This is a genomic window from Rhodococcus sp. C26F, assembly GCF_053345925.1.
The window spans coordinates 1-1,998 of sequence record NZ_JBKFBA010000107.1 but is presented as its reverse complement, the minus strand read 5'-3'; the positions used below and the strand labels follow the sequence as shown (position 1 = coordinate 1,998).

At 56.4% G+C, this 1,998-nt stretch carries 1 rRNA gene; it reads right to left on the bottom strand.

The window, feature by feature from the left end:
- Window positions 1-1,952 (bottom strand): 23S ribosomal RNA (locus ACLBYD_RS30665); the annotation flags it as partial.
- Between the last annotated feature and the right edge of the window lie 46 nt (window positions 1,953-1,998).

Here is a 1,998-nt window from a genome sequence, read left to right as displayed (position 1 = left end):
TCACCGGGCGTGGTCCCCCTTCTCCCGAAGTTACGGGGGCATTTTGCCGAGTTCCTTAACCACAGTTCTCTCGATCGCCTCGGTATTCTCTACCTGACCACCTGTGTCGGTTTGGGGTACGGGCCGTGTACCAACTCACTAGAGGCTTTTCTCGGCAGCATAGGATCACTGAATTCCCCTCAACGGGTACGCATCACCTCTCAGGCCGTATGTGACACGGATTTGCCTATGTCACGCCCTACCGGCTTACACCAGGTATTCCATCACCTGGCCCAGCTACCTTCCTGCGTCACCCCATCGCTTGACTACTACAACCGGGGTCCCGTGCAGCCATCCCCACAGTTCCCGAAGGAACAATGAGGATTTTTGGACGGTTAGCACAACTGATTCGCCATTGGGCGCGGATACACGGGTACGGGAATATCAACCCGTTGTCCATCGACTACGCCTGTCGGCCTCGCCTTAGGTCCCGACTCACCCTGGGCGGATTAACCTGGCCCAGGAACCCTTGGTCATCCGGCGGACGAGTTTCTCACTCGTCTTTCGCTACTCATGCCTGCATTCTCACTCGCGCAGCCTCCACACCTGGATCACTCCGGCGCTTCCGCGGCTGCACGACGCTCCCCTACCCACCCACACCACTGCCGGAAAAGTCGTAACCCTTCCGGGGTGTTGTGTGAGTGCCGCGGCTTCGGCGGTGTACTTGAGCCCCGCTACATTGTCGGCGCAGAACCACTTGACCAGTGAGCTATTACGCACTCTTTCAAGGGTGGCTGCTTCTAAGCCAACCTCCTGGTTGTCTCAGCGATCCCACATCCTTTTCCACTTAGTACACGCTTAGGGGCCTTAGCCGGCGATCTGGGCTGTTTCCCTCTCGACTACGAAGCTTATCCCCCGCAGTCTCACTGCCGCGCTCTCACTCACCGGCATTCGGAGTTTGGCTGATTTCGGTAAGCTTGTGGGCCCCCTAGACCATCCAGTAGCTCTACCTCCGGTGAGAAACACGCGACGCTGCACCTAAATGCATTTCGGGGAGAACCAGCTATCACGGAGTTTGATTGGCCTTTCACCCCTACCCACAACTCATCCCCTCAGTTTTCAACCTAAGTGGGTTCGGGCCTCCACGACGTCTTACCATCGCTTCACCCTGGCCATGGGTAGATCACTCCGCTTCGGGTCTAGAACATGCCACTACATGCGCCCTATTCGGACTCGCTTTCGCTACGACTACCCCACACGGGTTAACCTCGCGACATGCCACTAACTCGCAGGCTCATTCTTCAAAAGGCACGCCATCACCCACCACGAACTGAATCGTGCATCGGCTCTGACGGATTGTAAGCGCACGGTTTCAGGTACTATTTCACTCCCCTCCCGGGGTACTTTTCACCTTTCCCTCACGGTACTAGTCCGCTATCGGTCACCAGGGAGTATTCAGGCTTATCGGGTGGTCCCGACAGATTCACACCGGATTTCACGGGCCCGGTGCTACTCGGGTATTCGAATCGACAGTCGCCGTGTTTTCGTCTACGGGATTCTCACCCTCTACGACAGGCCGTTCCAGACCACTTCGACTAACACGACGATTTCTCACTGTCGGCCGGCATGGCAGCGCCGACACAACGAACCCCACAACCCCGAATACACAACCCCTGCCAGGTATCACATGTACTCGGTTTAGCCTCATCCGCTTTCGCTCGCCACTACTCACGGAATCACATGTTGTTTTCTCTTCCTGTGGGTACTGAGATGTTTCACTTCCCCACGTTCCCTCCACACACCCTATATATTCAGGTGCGGGTAACACGACATCACTCGTGCTGGGTTTCCCCATTCGGAAATCCTCGGATCACAGCTCGGTTGACAGCTCCCCGAGGCATATCGCAGCCTCCCACGTCCTTCATCGGCTCCTGGTGCCAAGGCATCCACCGTACGCTCATAAACACTTACAACAAAGATGCTCGCGTCCACTGTGCAGTTCTCAAACAACACACAACA